This window comes from Chryseobacterium kimseyorum, assembly GCF_025971945.1.
GTDB lineage: Bacteria > Bacteroidota > Bacteroidia > Flavobacteriales > Weeksellaceae > Chryseobacterium > Chryseobacterium kimseyorum.
On the sequence record NZ_JAPDHW010000005.1, the window covers coordinates 139,996 to 155,720 of the forward strand.

At 36.7% G+C, this 15,725-nt stretch carries 14 protein-coding genes; 8 read left to right on the forward strand and 6 right to left on the reverse strand.

Annotated features, from left to right (window positions below; genetic code table 11):
* Nucleotides 1-12: 12 nt before the first annotated feature.
* The 3 genes from yidC to OMO38_RS08735 form a co-directional block, all read right to left on the reverse strand.
* Complete coding sequence (yidC, locus tag OMO38_RS08725; RefSeq protein ID WP_264749812.1) at nt 13-1,812, reverse strand: membrane protein insertase YidC; 1,800 nt, start codon at nt 1,810-1,812, stop codon at nt 13-15.
* A gap of 176 nt (nt 1,813-1,988) precedes the next feature.
* Nucleotides 1,989-3,602 (reverse strand): CTP synthase, encoded by a 1,614-nt coding sequence (locus tag OMO38_RS08730; RefSeq protein ID WP_264749813.1) that lies wholly within the window; start codon nt 3,600-3,602, stop codon nt 1,989-1,991.
* Nucleotides 3,603-3,806: 204 nt separating this feature from the next.
* Nucleotides 3,807-4,373 (reverse strand): YceI family protein, encoded by a 567-nt coding sequence (locus OMO38_RS08735; RefSeq protein WP_264749814.1) that lies wholly within the window; start codon nt 4,371-4,373, stop codon nt 3,807-3,809.
* Between the two features lie 103 nt (nt 4,374-4,476).
* Between OMO38_RS08735 and radA the strand changes: the two genes are divergently transcribed.
* The 3 genes from radA to OMO38_RS08750 all read left to right on the forward strand — a co-directional run bounded on the left by radA (nt 4,477) and on the right by OMO38_RS08750 (nt 8,118).
* Complete coding sequence (gene radA, locus OMO38_RS08740; RefSeq protein ID WP_264749815.1) at nt 4,477-5,826, forward strand: DNA repair protein RadA; 1,350 nt, start codon at nt 4,477-4,479, stop codon at nt 5,824-5,826.
* 72 nt (nt 5,827-5,898) lie between these two features.
* Nucleotides 5,899-7,437: a M12 family metallo-peptidase gene (locus OMO38_RS08745; RefSeq protein WP_264749816.1), complete on the forward strand. Its 1,539-nt coding sequence runs from the start codon at nt 5,899-5,901 to the stop codon at nt 7,435-7,437.
* An 81-nt stretch (nt 7,438-7,518) separates the two neighbouring features.
* Complete coding sequence (locus tag OMO38_RS08750; protein ID WP_264749817.1) at nt 7,519-8,118, forward strand: acyl carrier protein phosphodiesterase; 600 nt, start codon at nt 7,519-7,521, stop codon at nt 8,116-8,118.
* On the opposite strand, the gene OMO38_RS08755 is transcribed toward OMO38_RS08750, so the two are convergent.
* From OMO38_RS08755 to OMO38_RS08765, 3 genes are read right to left on the reverse strand one after another with little or no spacing between them, the layout of a single operon-like run.
* Nucleotides 8,115-8,615 carry a DUF6702 family protein gene (locus tag OMO38_RS08755; protein ID WP_264749818.1) on the reverse strand — a complete coding sequence of 167 codons (501 nt, stop codon included), beginning with the start codon at nt 8,613-8,615 and terminating at the stop codon, nt 8,115-8,117. The genes OMO38_RS08750 and OMO38_RS08755 overlap by 4 nt on opposite strands.
* On the reverse strand, nt 8,612-8,914 hold the full coding sequence (locus tag OMO38_RS08760; protein WP_264749819.1) for a hypothetical protein: 303 nt from the start codon (nt 8,912-8,914) through the stop codon (nt 8,612-8,614). The genes OMO38_RS08755 and OMO38_RS08760 overlap by 4 nt, the downstream gene beginning before the upstream one ends.
* Entirely contained in the window at nt 8,890-9,141 is a 252-nt protein-coding gene (locus tag OMO38_RS08765; RefSeq protein WP_264749820.1) for a hypothetical protein, read from the reverse strand. Before OMO38_RS08765 ends, OMO38_RS08760 begins: the two co-directional genes overlap by 25 nt.
* Before the next feature lie 66 nt (nt 9,142-9,207).
* Between OMO38_RS08765 and OMO38_RS08770 the strand changes: the two genes are divergently transcribed.
* The 5 genes from OMO38_RS08770 to groL all read left to right on the forward strand — a co-directional run bounded on the left by OMO38_RS08770 (nt 9,208) and on the right by groL (nt 15,624).
* Nucleotides 9,208-9,786, forward strand: coding sequence for a HupE/UreJ family protein (locus tag OMO38_RS08770; RefSeq protein ID WP_264749821.1), 579 nt, complete (start codon nt 9,208-9,210; stop codon nt 9,784-9,786).
* Between the two features lie 352 nt (nt 9,787-10,138).
* Nucleotides 10,139-12,517, forward strand: a complete 2,379-nt coding sequence (locus OMO38_RS08775) for a M1 family metallopeptidase (protein ID WP_264749822.1) — start codon at nt 10,139-10,141, stop codon at nt 12,515-12,517.
* Nucleotides 12,518-12,570: 53 nt separating this feature from the next.
* Nucleotides 12,571-13,461, forward strand: a complete 891-nt coding sequence (locus tag OMO38_RS08780) for a hypothetical protein (RefSeq protein WP_264749823.1) — start codon at nt 12,571-12,573, stop codon at nt 13,459-13,461.
* A gap of 145 nt (nt 13,462-13,606) precedes the next feature.
* Nucleotides 13,607-13,885, forward strand: a complete 279-nt coding sequence (locus tag OMO38_RS08785) for a co-chaperone GroES (protein WP_034754036.1) — start codon at nt 13,607-13,609, stop codon at nt 13,883-13,885.
* A gap of 113 nt (nt 13,886-13,998) precedes the next feature.
* A complete protein-coding gene (groL, locus tag OMO38_RS08790) occupies nt 13,999-15,624 on the forward strand; it encodes a chaperonin GroEL (protein ID WP_264749824.1) in 1,626 nt (541 codons plus the stop codon).
* Nucleotides 15,625-15,725: the final 101 nt, after the last annotated feature.

Genomic DNA, 15,725 nt, shown 5'->3' on the forward strand with positions numbered 1-15,725 from the left:
TGATGTTAAGTTTTATTTCTTTTTACCCTTCGGTGGCTCCTGCGCTCTCTGCTGTTCCTGAGCTTTCTCCATCATCTCTCTCATTCTTTTCTGGAACTTCCCTTCTGCTTTTGGCTTCTCTTTGTTGGCCTGAATCTGTGCATGAATTTTCTTTTCATCCAAGATCACATATTTGATGACCAGAATGATCAAAATATTGATCGCATTCGAAACAAAATAATACCAAGATAAACCTGATGCTGAAGTGTTCAGGAAGAACAGGAATGTAATCGGGAAAATATACATTAGCACTTTCATATTCGGCATACCTTCTTGTTGTGGCTGCTGCATATTACCTGAAGTCATTACCGTATATATTAGGATAACAATGGTACATGCAATTGCGAACACACTTAAGTGATCTCCTAAGAATGGAATTTTAAATGGCAATTTAATTAAATCATCATATGCTGTTAAGTCTTTTGCGAACCAGAATCCCTGCCCTCTCAAATCGATAAAATTCGGGAAGAATCTGAACAGTGCATAGAAAATAGGTATCTGAACCAATGCCGGTAAACATCCCGCCATCTGATTGACTCCTGCCTTTCGGTAGATTTCCATTGTTGCCTGCTGCTTTTTCATCGGATCTGCATCCTTGAATTTTGCAGTAGCTTCGTCGATCTCCGGACGAATTACTTTCATCATCGCACTCAGTTTATGCTGCTTGTACATAATTGGCGACAAAATCAATTTTACAATAATCGTCATTAAGAAAATTACCCAACCTGCAGATATCCCCCAACTTGCGATAATACTGTATAGCCACATGAAGAAATAACGGTTCATTGCACCAATAAACGACCATCCTAATGGTAAAATTTCATCAAAGTTTTTATCGTAAGATTTCAGTAATGGTAAATCTAATGGCATGAAGTACCAGGTAAAATCCTGATTCAGTTCACTTCCTGTCATTTGAACAAAACCTTCGTAGTTCAGTTTTTTCAAATATTCTCCCTCTTCAAAAGCTTCCTGATTTCCTTTGCTTTGTGTGAAACCGGTTTTAGCTTCAATAACAGAAGTGAAAAACTGCTGTTTTACGCCGATCCAGTTAAGCGTTTCTTTTTCTTCCTCCATAGTGGTTCTTCCGTCATAATCATAATCTTCATAATTATTAAACGCATAAGAAAACTCTGAGTGAGACTGTTCCTGAGCTCTACCTTTTTCAAGGTTTCTCACACTGTAATCCCAGATAAAATCTGCTTTGGTATCTGATGTTATTTTTGCAAGACCCTGAGTTCTTACTTTAAAATCTACTCTGTATTTATCTAATAAAGTATAAATAAACTGAATAACAGCGCCATTATAATTGGCCGTTAATGTCACTGCATTTCCTGCAACAGTTGGCGAGAAAACTAAATCTTTAGTATTGATCGTTTTCCCTGTTTTATCTTTAAATTGAAAACCGTAGTTTGAATTATTTTTAGTGATCAGGTTAAGCGGAAGATCTGCTGTATCGGTTTTACGATCGTAAGCTTTGTATTCTAAAAGCTCAACTTTTGACACCTGACCTCCTAAACTTGAAAATTCAAGTTTCAATTCTTTATTTGCAAGATTTGCAGTTTGAATTGAATTTGGAGTTACATTGGGATTGATATTAGCTGCCGGAGTTGGTTTTACAGGATTTTTGGCCTGTTCAGTTTTCTGCTGTTGTGCTTTTACGGCTTCTTCTTCCTGCTGCTTATTCTGGAAATAAAACATAAATCCGAAGAGTACCAAACATAAAACTGCAAAACTAATAATCTGGCTTTTATCGAGTCCGTTGTTCTGTTGCATTTTATTTTAATTAAAATTTTCTAAATTTACCTGAGTAACACAATTGTTACTTTTTTCGAGTCGACAAAAATACTGTTTTTTTATCAAAACTCTATACTATAATATGTTACTATATAATAAACTCAGACTGACAAAAATCAACCTGAGTTTATTATAAAAACGTTTATAATTTACAATTACTTTATTTGCTTCTCACAAGCCTTTATGAAAGCTCTGAATAAAGGATGTGGCGTTGCAACCGTACTTTTGTACTCCGGGTGATACTGTACACCTACATAGAATGGGTGATCCGGCATTTCTAAAGCCTCAACCAAACCTGTTTCCGGATTTGTACCTGTTGCCAGGAAACCGTTTTTCTCAAATTCCTGAATGTATTCGCTGTTGAATTCGTAACGGTGACGGTGTCTCTCAGAAATATTTTTACTTCCGTAAATTTCATTAAGTTTCGAACCGTTCTTCAGAGCACATTTCCAAGCTCCAAGACGCATCGTACCACCTTTGTCAACTACATTTTTCTGTTCTTCCATCAGAGAAATTACAGGATGTTCTGTAGAAGTATCAAATTCCATAGAATTAGATTTTGTATAACCCAAGACATTTCTTGCGAACTCTATGGTCATGATCTGCATTCCCAGACAAATTCCCAACATCGGAACTTTATTTTCTCTTGCATACTGAGCAGTAAGAATTTTTCCTTCAATACCTCTGTCGCCAAAACCTGGGGCAACCAGAATACCGCAAACTCCTGCTAAGCTTTCTTTAATATTTTCTTTGGTTAAATCACCACTGTAAACCCATCTGATTTTCACTTCTGTCTCGATATCTGCACCTGCATGCTTGAAAGCTTCTGCTATTGAAATATAAGAATCCTGAAGTGAAATATATTTCCCAACCAAAGCGATCTCAACAGTTCTCTTAGGATTCTGGAATTTCTTAACGAAGGTTTTCCAGTCTTTTAAATCTGCTTCTTTATCACTTTTAAGATCCAGTCCTTTAAGAACTACATCATCAAAGTTTTGTTTCTGAAGATACATCGGCACTTCATAGATCGTTTCCAAATCTTTACATTCGATGACGTTGTCCAAAGAAACGTTACAGAACTGAGCCAGTTTTGCTCTCTGATCTTTTGGAATTTTATGTTCGGTTCTGCAAACTAAAACGTCTGCCATAATTCCGCTTTCCATCAACTGACGGACAGAATGCTGAGAAGGTTTTGTCTTCAGCTCTCCACTTGATGCCAGGTATGGCAGTAAAGTCAGGTGAATCACCATAGAATTTTTCTCACCCAGCTCCCATTTCAACTGACGTACAGTTTCAATGTAAGGTAAAGATTCAATATCTCCTACAGTTCCACCGATCTCTGTAATGATGATATCGTAGTTCTGTTTAGAAAGAATTTTAATTCTGCGTTTAATTTCGTTCGTAATGTGAGGAATTACCTGTACCGTTTTTCCAAGAAAGTCTCCTTTTCTTTCTTTTTCAATAACAGTCTGGTAGATTTTTCCTGTAGTAACGTTGTTGTTTTGAGAAGTCGGAGCATCAAGGTAACGCTCGTAGTGTCCTAAATCCAGATCCGTTTCAGCGCCATCTTCAGTTACATAGCATTCTCCGTGTTCATAAGGGTTCAGCGTTCCCGGGTCGATATTGATGTAAGGATCAAGTTTTTGGATCGTTACATTAAATCCGCGTGATTTTAACAATAGTCCCAGAGAAGCAGAAACGATTCCCTTTCCCAAAGATGAAGTTACACCTCCTGTCACAAAGATGTACTTTGTATTCTTTTTACTCATTAGATTAGGTTTGTGCAAAGTTAGGGGAAAAAGAAAAGCAAAGCAATTTTGTTGTGATTTTAAATTGTAAAATTTCGACATGAAATATAAAATTATCTTGTCAAAAGCCGGTGACTGAGCTTCTTAAAGTAACCACAATATATAAAAAAGGTTTCCCAAAACTGAGAAACCTTCACCTAAACCAAATTATATATATGAAAATTATTATTTCACTAATTCAAAAAACAGAACAACGTCAACATCTTTTGCAACACCTGCTCCAGTCGGATCATATTTAATGTTATAATCTAAACGGTTAACTGTAAATTTTGCCTGCAAACCTGCAACATCTTTACCCTGTTGGTTTTTTGTAACACCACCAAAAGTTACCGGAATGCTTACTTCTTTAGTAACGTCTTTTACAGTCAGTTTACCTTTCAAGGTATAATTATTATTTTTTCCTTTTACCAAAGAAGTACTTTCAAACTTCATCGCTGGGAATTTTTCAGCATCAAAGAAATCTGCACTTTTCAAATGCTTGTCTCTCGGCTCAACTCCTGTATTAATAGATTCCGTTTGAACCGAAAAGTTAAATTGAGCATTGTCTAAAGTTGCTCCCGGAGTAGAAACTTTTCCGTCAAATTTATCAAATCTTCCCTGCACAAAGCTGATTCCCATGTGCTTGATGTTGAAATTCACAGATGAATGCATAGGATCTACCGTCCATGTAGATTGTGCAAAAGTGATCATGCTTATCAAAGCGAATACAAAACCTAGTATTATTTTTTTCATTTTCTTAATTATTTATAGCAGCAAATTTAAATGCAGTTTCATTAATAAGCATTGACCTATGATAAGATATTATTTTTAGGACATATTTTTATAATTTTACAGCATGGCAAAACTGAGAACAGCATATTTCTGTCAAAACTGCGGATCGCAGTATTCACAATGGATGGGACAGTGTAAAAACTGTGGCGAATGGAATACTTTGGTAGAAGAAATTGTAGAAAAAACTCCACAAAAAAGTTTATCTCCTTCAAAAACCAAACAAAGCGTCATCAATATTATTGAAGTTGAAGCAATTGAAGAGCCTCGTATCAAAACTCCTTCCGATGAACTCAACCGAGTTTTGGGAGGCGGAATTGTTTTAGGTTCTGTCACATTAATTGGCGGCGAACCGGGAATCGGTAAGTCTACGCTACTTCTTCAGCTTGCCTTGAAGATGAAGAAAAAGATTTTCTATGTTTCAGGGGAAGAAAGCGCATCTCAGATCAAAATGAGAGCCGACCGATTGGCAGATATTAAAAACCCAAACTGTTTTCTGTACACCGAAACTTCATTAGAAAAAATTCTTCACGAAGCTAAAAAACTGGAACCTGATTTTGTTATTATCGATTCGATTCAGACGTTGCAGTCTCAACTGATTGAAAGTTCGCCCGGAACGGTTTCTCAAATTCGTGAATGCTCTAACGAGATTATCAAATACGCTAAAGAATATAATGTTCCAGTCTTTCTGGTAGGTCACATTACTAAAGACGGACAAATTGCCGGACCAAAAGTTTTGGAACATATGGTCGATGTGGTTCTTAATTTTGATGGCGACAGAAATCATCTTTTCAGATTGCTGAGAGCTAATAAAAACCGTTTTGGATCTACTGCAGAAATTGGGATTTACGAAATGGTTTCGCAAGGTTTAAAGGAAATAAAAAATCCTTCAGAGATTTTAATTACCAAAAAATTTGAAGAGCTTTCCGGAAATTCTGTTGCAGTAACTCTGGAAGGAAACAGACCGATGCTTCTGGAAATTCAGGCGCTGGTAAGTACTGCTGTATACGGAACTCCGCAGAGAAGCTGTACAGGTTTTGATTCTAAAAGACTGAATATGCTGTTGGCTGTTCTTGAAAAAAGAGCTGGTTTTCAACTCGGTGCGAAAGATGTTTTTTTAAATATTACAGGAGGAATTAAAACCGACGACCCGGCATTAGATTTGGCAGTTGTTGCGTCAATTCTTTCTTCCAATGAGGATATTGCCATTTCTGAGCACTACTGTTTTGCCGGAGAAATTGGCCTGAGTGGGGAAATCCGTCCGATTGCGCAGGCAGAACAGCGTATTACAGAGGCTGAAAAATTGGGTTACGAAAAGATTTTTATTTCAAATTTAAATAAACTTCCGAAGAAAAAATTCGGAATTAAAATTGAGGAAGTGAGCAAGGTAGAGGATTTTCACGAGCGTTTATTTTAGTCTTAAAAAAATCTTAAAATTGTAAAGGTTATTCTATATATTTGTTTTTCAATAACTTTTACCATACTGAATATGAAAACTCTAATTACCGGTCTTCTCATTTTTTGTGTTAACTTTTTTTCAGCTCAAAATAGGATTTTCCAAAACCAAATCAGTGAAAACAATCTTAACACCCAGCAGAAAATAAGTGCGGGCCTGGCTTCAACTTATATTTCTACAAAATATGTTCAGCAGTCTTCATTTGATATGAAATCTGACATTGAAGTGGTTTTGCCAACTGATAAGATAATTAAAGCACAATTCACAAGATCATTTTTTTATAGCAATAAAACTGAATCTTCTGTATATTCGGTTCACAACGAGCCCAAATCTGAACTGGTTTTTTCAAAATCAGGAAACATCATTACCGGAATGTACTCTTCAAAATCCGGAGAAAAAGTTATTTTCCATCAGACAGCGGCAAATGTTTTTGCAGTTTCTGTGGTAAGCGATGCAAAACTCATCAGTCAGGATTCTAAAAGTGACTTTATTCTGAATGAATCAGCTATCAATCAAAAGGTTAACACCAATGTCTGTTTAGATACTACGCCTGTTTGTCCTGCAACAACAATTGACGTTCTGGTAGTATATACTTCAGCAGCAAGAACAGCTTGGGGCGGAGTTGCACAGAGTAACTCTTTTATTGCAACAGCAATTACCAATTTCAACACTGCACTGATCAACTCGGGAGTTTCTAATGTAACAATCAATCTAGTCTATGCCGGTGAAATTTTGTATACAGAAACCGGAAACATCAATACCGATCTTGCAAGTTTCAGAAACAACGGTGATGGGATTATGGACGATGTACACACACTTCGTTCAACCTATGGTGCCGATCTGTGTGCGCTGCTTACTTCTACTCCAACCAACACCTGCGGATTGGGGTATCTGAATACCAATCCTTCAAATTATTCTGCGAATTCAGCGTTTACAGTTTCCATCTACAGTTGTGCAGTTTCCAATTATACTTTAGCACACGAAATGGGTCACAATATGGGACTGAACCACGATTGGTTTGTAAGCCAGACTACGACACCCTGCAGCAACCATCATGGATACAGCAATCAGACCGCTGTAAATTTGGGAACTTCAAGTACAAGTTCTCAACGCTGGAGAACCATTATGGCTTATAACGATGAATGTGTGGCTGCGGGAATCAGCTGTTCGAGAATCAACAGATGGGCAAATCCGAACGTTAATTACAACTCAGAACCAACCGGAATTGCGATAGGAAATCCCAACCCGTCCAATGAAGCATTTGGATTTACGCGTTTTGCATGTGTCGTATCTCAATTTATGCCAACTTCAAATCTGGGAACTTTTGAAATTAAAAATAATGAGGTAAAAGATTTTACGGTATATCCCAATCCGGCAAAGGATGAAATTAATATCTGGATCAAAAATGATGAGAAATATATATTCAAAATCACCAATCCTTTAGGTCAAATCGTTCAGACATCTGATAAAAAGACCATCAATCTTCGGGGTCTTCCTACGGGAGAATATTTCCTGAGTGTCTATACTGAGAAAAACACATTGGTAGGAAGTAAAAAGTTTATCGCTAAATAATTTCCCGAAAACAACATACAATTCCTCCGAATAGCTTAAATTTATTCGGAGGTTTTTAATTTTATAGTCTTAATTTGCAATATGAACTTTCTCGCCCACTCTTTTCTCACATTCAATGACGGACAAATTGTCGGGCAGTTTCTCGAAGATTTCATCCGAAACAAAGACCGATATTCTTTTCCACAGGATATTCAGGACGGAATTACCCTGCATCGTGCCATCGACACATTCACCGATTCTCATCCTGCAATTCATGAAGCAAAAAAGGTTTTCAGTCCGTTGGTAAGGCTGTACGCAGGAGCTTTTGTTGATGTTTCTCTGGATTATTTCGTTGCGAATGATTTGCAGTTAAATTCTTTACAGGGCTGGAAAAAACATTCACTAAAAGTGTACAGGGTTCTTCATGAGCACTACGAATATTTGCCCGATAACTTCAGATACATGCTCACCAGAATGGAACAGGATAACTGGCTGTACAACTACCGCCATGATCAGAATATTAAATTCAGCATGAGAAATGTTTTAAATAAAGCAAAATACTTAGATAAAGATATCCCTGTATTTGAGGCGTTTCTGGAGAATAAAGATATCCTACAAAAATGTTATGATGATTTTTTTCCGGATCTTATGGCTCATGCAAAGGCGGAGAATGCTTTGTTGCAACTTCGAAAAAAGTCTTAGAACTGTTGAAATAAATACCGATTCGGATAGGTTAACTTTTCACTTTTTCGGTTTCCATTGACGATGATATGCACTAAATTTATCTGATCATCAAATAAATTATACAGAAAACTCACTGCAGCCTCTACTTTTTTCGGACTGTCTACTTTTTCCGATTCCAGATATACATTGACTGATTCACTGTCTTCTTCATAACCGATATAGTTGACTCTTAAAAACTGATGATCTGATTTAAGCTTAAAATATTCTGAACTATAGTTTTTTAAAGCTTCGTTAATTTGAGCTTTGTATTTTGAATCATTAAAATGAAAGGGCTTTCCATACTTTTTGCTCAAACCGTTTTCTAAATCATCTAAAAAAAATCTTCCTGTAATTTCAAAAGTTTTTGATTTTGAACTGTAATTGATTTCTACCGAACCAACATGGTAAGGATGTATTTCTTTGGTGAAAGAAAAAAAGATCAAGAGAATGGAGAAAAAGAAAAGTATTTTTTTCATTTTAATATATCGAAAATTTTTCGTGGGTCTTGTCGCATATCAAAAAATAAGAGAACAATAATTTTATTTTCACTTTCCTTTTTGAAAAACATTCTGACATGTCTTTTACCTATCAAAGCGGAGCGAATATCTTTAGAGTACTTTTGATACATCTCAAGTTTATTAACACGTAGATTTTCAGAAACTTTCTTTATATCGCGTAAAAAATTGATTATTTCTTTTTTTGTCCAAGTTTTTTCCAAAACCTCAATTTGATCATGCAGCGTCTGCTTTGCTATTTTTGAGAATTCAATCTGCATATTTCACTATCAACGTATTTTAAAAACTCGTCCTCCGAAATCACATCTTTCTCTTCTATTTGTTCTGCATAATCCGCTAATTTATCAACGAACCATTTTGGCGTTCCATCATCATAAAATTCCTGATCATCTTTTAAAGAAACCGATTTTACCCCTTTTATTTTTTCTAAAAGTTGTTTTATAAACGCAAAGTCTTCCGCATTTTCCAATTCTATATTAACAATCATGACATTGAATTTTCTACAAAGTTAAAATAAATTTTGTATCATCGCATTTCAAAAAATAATTGAATAATGCAGGACTTTTTATTATATCTGAAACTTGGTTGGGAACATATTATTTCTTTGGATGCGCTTGATCATCAGCTATTTGTTTTGGCACTGATTGCTATGTATACATTCAAAGAGTGGAAAAAAATCCTGATTCTTGTTACTGCATTTACCATTGGACATTCTGTGACTTTGGCTTTGAGCATACTGGATATTGTAAGACTTCCTTCAGATTGGGTGGAATTTCTGATTCCTCTCACGATTGTTCTGACGGCTCTCGGAAATATTTTAATGAAAAATAAAAAACAGACTCAGGATAAAACCAATTACTATCTGGCTTTATTTTTCGGACTGATTCATGGATTAGGATTTGCCAATACCGCAAGAGTGATGATTGCAAAAAGTCAAAGTATTGCCATTCCGCTTTTGGGTTTTAATATTGGTTTGGAAGTCGGGCAGATTGTCATTGTTCTTGCTATTTTAATTTTGCTTTTTATTCTTTTAAGTATATTTAAAATCAATAAAAAAGACTGGATTCTCTTTGTATCATCGGGAGTATTTGCACTGGCTTTAAAAATGACTTTAGAGAGAATTCCTTTTTAAACTGAAGATTACACAGATTGTTTTTCCAATGTACAATATACTTTTAAAAATAGCAGTAGCACTGGGAAAATAAAAATTATATGAGAGGATATCAGTTAAAATTATAAGAATATTATATAACATGCGAGACTATTCTCCCACATCACAAGAATATTAAAACATCTCATCTCATTATTGCTTTTATCATTTAAAAGCGCAGCCATTCTTCATTTTTTTAAAATATTTCCCTTCTTTATATTTAGTAATAATCAGTCTCATTTCATTATTATTAATAATCATTGCTAAGCTCTGCAACATTTTCAAATTTTCAAATACTTATTATTATATTTGATCATTCTTAAATTTCAATCGTATGCAACTAAAAGTTACGGCACTTTCGGTATTTCTATATATGGGTTTGTCGGCTCAAAATATTCAAAACAATCCTGGCAGCAACCACGGAAACAGATTTGAACAGCTGGGAACTATCCTTCCGACTCCCAATGTTTACAGAACCGCTTCCGGAGCTCCGGGACAGGCCTATTGGCAAAACCGAGCTGATTACGACATTACTGCATATCTTGATGAAGATAAAAGAAACCTGAAAGGTGCAGAAACTGTTACCTACTATAATAATTCTCCTGACGAACTGGATTACATCTGGTTACAGTTGGATGAAAATCAGCAGTCAACCGTTAAAAAGGCTGATTATCAATCTTCTTCTACCCTTCCTAAATTACTGAACGACCAACAGTTGAAGACCTCGGATCTTCCTGCAAAAGATAATGGCTATGGAGTAAATCTTGACAAAGTAACCGATGCTTCAGGAAATCCTCTGAAATATACCGTCAACAAAACGATGATGCGTATTGATTTGCCTAAAGCTTTAAAAAAAGGTGAAAAATTTATTTTTAAAATCGATTGGAATTACAACATCCCGAACCGTATGAAAATGGGCGGCCGTGGTGGCTATGAAAATTTCGCAGAAGATGGAAACGATTTGTACACCATCACCCAATGGTTCCCAAGAATGTGTGTATACAGTGATTTCCACGGCTGGCAGAACCATCAGTTTACAGGAAGAGGTGAATTTGCTTTGGTTTTTGGAAATTATAAAGTTTCGATGAACGTTCCTGCAGATCATGTAATTGGTGGAACCGGGGAATGTAAAAACTACGAGCAGGTTTTAACTCCTGAACAGTTTTCAAGATATAAAAAAGCGCAGACTTCAAACGAGCCTGTAGAAATCGTGACTTTGGATGAAGCTAAAAAGGCAGAGAAAAATCATTCAAAACAAAGAAAAACCTGGATTTTTGAAGCGAAGGATGTTAGAGATTTCGCATGGACGGCTTCAAGAAAGTTCGTTTGGGACGGAATGGGCGTTACGATCCCTGAAAATAACAATAAAGTAATGGCGATGAGTTTCTACCCTAAAGAAGCTTACGGTCTGTACAGAAAATTCTCAACAAAAGCGGTTGCACATACGATAAAAACGTATTCAGAATTTACCATTCCATATCCTTACCCTGTTGCCCAGTCTGTAGAAGCGGCAAACGGCATGGAATATCCAATGATCTGTTTCAACTTCGGAAGAACAGAAAAAGACGGAACTTACTCTGAAGGAACTAAAAACGGAATGATCGGCGTAATTATTCACGAAGTGGGACACAACTTCTTCCCAATGATCATCAATTCAGACGAAAGACAGTGGAGCTGGATGGACGAAGGCTTAAACACATTCACAGAATATTTAACGGAAGAAAAGTGGGACAATAAATTCCCGTCAAAACGTGGTCCGGCTTGGACGATTACTGACTATATGAAGCTCCCGAAAGATCAGCTGGAGCCGATTATGAGTAATTCTGAAAACATCATTCAGTTTGGTCCGAATGCTTATTCCAAACCTGCAACCGGTTTGAATATTCTCCGTGAAACCATTATGGGAAGAGAGCTTTTCGACAAAGCTTTTAAAACTTATTCAAAAAGATGGGCGTTTAAACATCCTGAGCCTGCAGATTTCTTCAGAACTATGGAAGATGCGAGTGGTGAAGATTTAGACTGGTTTTGGAGAGGTTGGTTTTACGGAACCGATCCTGTAGATATTGCTATCGATAAAGTAACCGTAGCCGTTCCGGATTTCAATAGTATGAGAGAAGCTAACGAAACCAAATATAAAGTTGAAAAACCTCTGCAGAATGAGTTTGAAGATATTTCAAAAATCAGAAACAGAGAAGATAAAACCATTGCATTTGAAGTAGAAAAAGATAAAGATCTTCAGGATTTTTACTACCGTTATGACCGTGGTCAGGAAAAAGTAGATGCCAACAAAGAGTACAGTTTCAAAACGGATGGATCTGCTGCTGTAGATAAAAAAGATCAGGACAGACTGAAAAATATCACAGCGTATCAAATCGATTTTGTAAACAAAGGAGGTTTGACCATGCCTATCATTCTGGAGTTTACTTTCGAGGACGGTTCAAAATTAAGAGACAAATCTTCCGCTCAAATCTGGAGACTCAACGAACAGAAAGCTTCGAAAACATTTTATTTCGATAAAAAACTAAAGTCAGTTCAGCTTGATCCGATGAGAGAAACGGCAGACATTGACACTTCAAACAACTTCTGGAGCAATGACGGAAGTTCTCCGGAAACTTCAAAATTCCAGGTCTTTAAGCAAAAGCAGGATGGCGCAGTAAGAGGCGGTGCCAATGGAAGAGTAAACCCAATGCAGGCAGCAGGCAAGAAAAACTAAACAGACCATTTTTGAGAATTCAGACATTTAAAAACAAAAACTAATCACCTTACATGAAAAAACTCACCGTTTTACTGTTGCTTATAGCCTCAGCACAGTGCTATTTTGCCCAATCTCTACAGTTTTATACCGGAAAAAGAGATTTTTTACCGATCGAAATTCTAATGGAGGACGGAACCACCAAAACCGGATTTGCACAAGATTTTATGCTTCCCGATGTTGCAACCTTTACCTACCTCACTAAAAGCTCTGAAAAAAGCGCTAACCTGAGTAGAAAAGAGGTTAAATTTAAATCATCAAAAAGCGATGCAGCGGTGCAGATTATCCCGGTTTCTGATATTAAAAGTTTAGTGTACACCAACGAAGATACACAGGAAAAATTCCAGCTGGACAAACGTATTGTGAAAGAGATTGACAATAATTTAGAACTGGAATCTGAAGGCAGAGTTTTAATGTTGCCGTTAATGGAAAAAGGAGAAATCAATCTTTACGGTTACAGAAGTATGTTTTGCAAAGCTGATTTTGGAGATAATTTCGCATCAGGTTCCAATGGAAATAATGATGACTGCCAACTGCAGCATGTCATGATCTATCTCAGTAAACCGGGTGACACATTTGCCGTTGCACCGGTAGACTACAACAAGCTTACGCCACTGGATTTATTTAATATGAAATCTCTGTACAAGAAATTTTATAAAGCATACGAAATCGTAGGCGCCGACTGCCCCGAGTTTTTGGCAAAGGTAGATGAAGCAAGAAAAAATGAATACTTCTCAAACAAAACCTACAAAGAAAATAAAAAGGCTACCGACGCAGAAAGAAAGGAAGAGATGAAAGGAAAAAAAGGTGCCGCAGCTGCCAAAATAAATATGAGGTACAAAACTGAATTATACACCAATATGTATAAAAAATTACTGAAAGACTACGACAGCTCGTGCAAATAAATTCTGAGTTCACTTACAGCAAGTGAACTTTTTTTCTGCCAAAATTTCACATCTTTAAAAAAAATCTGCCAAAACTCTATTTATAGTCGCGTGGCACAGATTTAGAGATTTTCAACACAGAAATAATTAAAAAATCAAACATATTATGTCAGTAAACTTTAAACCCCTAGCAGACAGAGTGCTTATCGAGCCTATCGCTGCAGAAACTAAAACAGCTTCAGGTATTATTATCCCAGACACCGCAAAAGAAAAACCACAAGAAGGTACAGTAGTAGCAGTAGGTCCTGGTAAAGTAGACGAGCCTACCACTGTAAAAGTAGGTGACAAAGTTCTTTATGGAAAATATTCAGGTTCTGAATTAAAATTAGACGGAAAAGATTTCTTAATTGTAAAGGAGTCTGATCTACTAGGAGTAATCGGGTAAGATTTGTAAAAAGTACGATGTACAAAGTACAAAGTATTTTAGCAATCACTAATCAAATTTAAAAATCAAAAAGTACATTTTACATTGTACATAATACAATAATACATCAAGAAATGGCAAAAGAAATAAAATTCGATATCGAGTCAAGAGACGCTCTAAAAAGAGGAGTTGATGCATTGGCTAATGCAGTAAAAGTAACTTTAGGACCAAAAGGTAGAAACGTAGTAATCGAAAAATCTTTCGGTGCACCACACGTTACTAAAGACGGTGTTTCTGTAGCAAAAGAAATCGAACTTGAAGACAGAGTAGAAAACATGGGAGCGCAAATGGTAAAAGAAGTTGCTTCCAAAACTAATGATATCGCAGGAGACGGTACTACTACCGCTACTGTTCTGGCTCAGGCTATCGTAAGAGAAGGTCTTAAGAACGTAGCTGCCGGTGCTAACCCAATGGACTTGAAAAGAGGTATCGACAAAGCAGTAACTGCTGTTGTGGCTAATCTAAAAGAGCAGTCTAAGCAGGTTGGTGATTCTACAGAAATGGTGAAGCAGGTTGCTTCAGTTTCTGCAAACAACGACGAAACTATCGGATCTCTGATCGCTGAAGCTTTCGGAAAAGTAGGTAAAGAAGGTGTAATCACTGTAGAAGAAGCTAAAGGTATCGATACAACGGTAGATGTTGTAGAAGGTATGCAGTTTGACAGAGGTTACCAGTCTCCATACTTCGTAACGAACCCTGAGAAAATGACGGTTGAATTGGAAAACCCATACATTCTTTTAGTTGAGAAAAAAATCTCTTCAATGAAAGAATTGCTTCCTGTTCTTGAGCCAATCGCACAAAGCGGAAAATCTTTATTGATTATTTCTGAAGAAGTTGAAGGTGAAGCTTTGGCAACTTTAGTAGTAAACAAGTTAAGAGGTTCTCTTAAAATTGCTGCTGTAAAAGCTCCGGGATTTGGTGACAGAAGAAAAGCAATGTTGGAAGATATCGCGATCTTAACTGGTGGTCAGGTTATCTCTGAAGAGCAAGGTTTCACAATGGAAAACGTATCTCTTGATATGTTGGGAACTGCTGAAAAAGTATCTATCGACAAAGACAACACAACGGTTGTAAACGGTGGTGGTGAAGAAAGCAAGATCAAAGGCAGAGTAAGCCAGATCAAAGCTCAGATGGAAACAACTACTTCTGACTACGACAGAGAAAAACTACAGGAGAGATTGGCTAAATTAGCTGGTGGTGTGGCAGTACTATACGTAGGTGCAGCTTCTGAAGTTGAAATGAAAGAGAAAAAAGACAGAGTTGACGATGCATTAAACGCTACGAGAGCAGCGGTTGAAGAAGGTATCGTTGCAGGTGGTGGTGTTGCTTTTGTAAGAGCAATCTCTGCTTTAGCTAACCTTGAAGGAATCAACGCTGACGAAACTACAGGTATCAGAATTGTTAAAAGAGCGATCGAAGAGCCATTGAGACAAATCGTTGCCAATGCAGGAGGTGAAGGTTCTGTAATCGTTGCTAAAGTTGCAGAAGGAACTGCAGATTTCGGTTACAATGCTAAAACTGACGAGTATGTCAACATGCTTGAAGCAGGAATCATCGACCCTACGAAAGTAACAAGAGTTGCCCTTGAAAATGCAGCTTCAGTTTCTGGAATGCTATTAACAACCGAGTGTGTAATCACTGAAATTAAGAGCGCAGAACCTGCTATGCCAATGGGAGGTGGAATGCCAGGAATGATGTAACACGGCGTGTCGCCGAGACAATATTTTTTAAAACCGTTCAGATTTTTCTGAGCGGTTTTTTAATAAAAAAAATATTTATATTTATAAAAACTAATAAAATG